This window comes from Nocardia farcinica, from assembly GCF_029867845.1.
In the GTDB taxonomy this organism is placed as follows: Bacteria; Actinomycetota; Actinomycetes; order Mycobacteriales; family Mycobacteriaceae; genus Nocardia; species Nocardia farcinica_A.
The window spans coordinates 1-2,104 of sequence record NZ_JARWRU010000140.1 but is presented as its reverse complement, the minus strand read 5'-3'; the positions used below and the strand labels follow the sequence as shown (position 1 = coordinate 2,104).

The following is a 2,104-nucleotide window of genomic DNA, read 5'->3' as shown; positions in this document are numbered from 1 at the left end:
AGCTTCGGGCCGTCGAACTCGGCCGAGGTGTCGAAGTGCGCGACCTGGCCTTCGGCGTGCACGCCCGCGTCCGTGCGGCCGGTCACCGGTTCACCGCTGTCGCGTCACCGGTTCACCGCTGTCGCGCGGCCGGGCAGGCCGACGCCGCGCCGCCGAGGCGATCGGCGACGCGCGTCGTGTGGGCGTGACGGCGATCAGTTGCCCGTGCCTGCCTCGATCGTCTTCTGCTCGGCGCCGCCGGAGATCTCGATCCGGCGTGGCTTGGCGCGCTCGGCCATCGGGATCGTCACCGACAGCACGCCGTTGTTGTAGGTGGCGCTGATCTTGTCGGTGTCGACGTTGTCACCGAGGGACACCTGACGCATGTAGGTGCCCGCGAAGCGTTCCGACGCGATCCACTGGACGTTCTCGTCGCTCGGCAGGCTGCGCTGGGCGCGCAGAGTCAGGGTGCCGTTGTCTACGGAGACATCGACCGAGCCCGGGTCGACGCCGGGAAGGTCGGCGTTGAGCACGTAGTGGTCGCCCGCCTTGAACAGGTCCATGGGCATGAACCGGGGCGCGCGTGCGGTGCCGAGGCCCTCGCCGAGTAGCTGGCGGGCGACGGTGTCGATGTCATGGAACGGATCGAATCGCAGCACAGCAATCACCTCCCGCTCGATCACTGTGGCGCCCACTCCCTCGTTGAGCGCCGGAAGCTGTGCACCACCGAGATTAGCACTCGACTGGCGAGAGTGCCAGCATTCAAGTGACGAGAGTGCCAGAAGTGGTGGTTGTCGCGTTCTCTCGAGGGTTCGGCGGTGTCCGCGCGGGGAATGCCCGGTCGAGACTTCGGAATGCAGACGACAGGGTGGAGGTTGGTTTCCGGCATGACGGAATACGGACTCGGACGATTCGGTGTGTGGCGCGGCTACAAGGGCTTCCAGCCCGAGGAGGCCGCGGAGCTGGAAGAGCTCGGCTACGGCGCCCTCTGGCTCGGCGGATCGCCGCCCGCCGCCCTGGAGACCGTGGAGCCGCTGCTGGCGGCCACCGAACGGCTCACCGTGGCGACCAGCATCGTCAACATCTGGACCGCACCGGTCGCCGAACTCGCCGCATCCTTCCACCGGATCGAGAACCGCTACCCGGGCCGGTTCCTGCTCGGCATCGGCGTCGGCCACCCGGAGGCGGTCGACGCCTACCGCAAGCCCTACGGCGCACTGGTCGAGTACCTCGACAAGCTCGACGCGGCGGGCGTGCCGCGCTCCCGGCGCGCCGTCGCGGCGCTCGGCCCCCGGGTGCTCGAGCTGGCCCGCGACCGCGCGCTGGGCGCGCTGCCCTATCTGGGCACGCCCGAGCACACCCGGCGCGCCCGGGCGGTGGTGGGCGCGCGATCGCTGCTTGCGGTGGAACAGAAGCTGGTCGTCGACGACGACCCGGGGCGGGCGCGGTCGATCGGACGTCCGATGGTCGCGCGGTATCTGGGGCTGGCCAACTATGTGAACAATCTGCGCAGGCTCGGCTACGAGGAGTCCGATTTCGCGGGCGAGGGCAGCGACCGGCTGATCGACGCGCTGGCCGTGCACGGCACCGCCCGGCGGGTGGCCGAACAGGTGAGCGCGCACCTGGACGCGGGCGCCGACCACGTTGCCCTGCAAGCGCTGGGCGAGGACTACCTCACGCCCCTGCGCGAACTCGCACCGCTGCTCACCCGCTGAGCGGGGCGGAGGCCGGGCGCGCGGTGCGGAGACTCGGCGCGGGGAGGCTCAGCGCACGAACCGGGCGATGGCGTCGGTCGCCTCCTTGATCTTCGCCTCCGCCTCGGGGCCGCCCGCCACCGCGGCGTCGACCACGCAGTGACTGATGTGGTCCTCGAGCAGCCCCATCGCCACGGCCTGCAGCGCCTTGGTCATGGCCGAGACCTGGGTGAGAATATCGATGCAGTACTTCTCCTCCTCGACCATGCGCTGCAGGCCGCGGGGGGGGGGGGGCGCGCGGGGGGGGCCCCCCCCCCCCCCCCCGCCCCCCCCCCAACCCCCCCCCCCCCCCCCCCCCCCCCCCCCCGCCGGCGGGGCCGGGGGCCCCCCCCCCGCGGCCTGCAGCGCATGGTCGAGGAGGAGAAGTACTG

At 71.7% G+C, this 2,104-nt stretch carries 4 protein-coding genes; 2 read left to right on the top strand and 2 right to left on the bottom strand.

Annotation, left to right across the window (positions count from 1 at the left end; all coding sequences use genetic code 11):
* Positions 1 to 188: hypothetical protein (locus tag QH283_RS02770; protein ID WP_280501444.1), on the top strand; the 188-nt coding region annotated here is incomplete at its 5' end.
* A gap of 6 nt (positions 189 to 194) precedes the next feature.
* On the opposite strand, the gene QH283_RS02765 is transcribed toward QH283_RS02770, so the two are convergent.
* Positions 195 to 638, bottom strand: a complete 444-nt coding sequence (locus QH283_RS02765; protein ID WP_280501443.1) for an Hsp20/alpha crystallin family protein — start codon at positions 636 to 638, stop codon at positions 195 to 197.
* 228 nt (positions 639 to 866) lie between these two features.
* Here QH283_RS02765 and QH283_RS02760 point away from each other — a divergent pair, with 228 nt between their 5' ends.
* Positions 867 to 1,694: an LLM class F420-dependent oxidoreductase gene (locus QH283_RS02760; protein ID WP_280501442.1), complete on the top strand. Its 828-nt coding sequence runs from the start codon at positions 867 to 869 to the stop codon at positions 1,692 to 1,694.
* A gap of 48 nt (positions 1,695 to 1,742) precedes the next feature.
* Here QH283_RS02760 and QH283_RS02755 read toward each other — a convergent pair whose 3' ends face one another.
* Complete coding sequence (locus QH283_RS02755) at positions 1,743 to 2,078, bottom strand: metal-sensitive transcriptional regulator (protein WP_280501445.1); 336 nt, start codon at positions 2,076 to 2,078, stop codon at positions 1,743 to 1,745.
* Positions 2,079 to 2,104 lie beyond the last annotated feature (26 nt).

Bases quoted from the DNA above. Each gene is read 5' to 3' on its own strand.
- QH283_RS02760 (WP_280501442.1), top strand. From the start codon at position 867: ATGACGGAATACGGACTCGGACGATTCGGTGTGTGGCGCGGCTACAAG.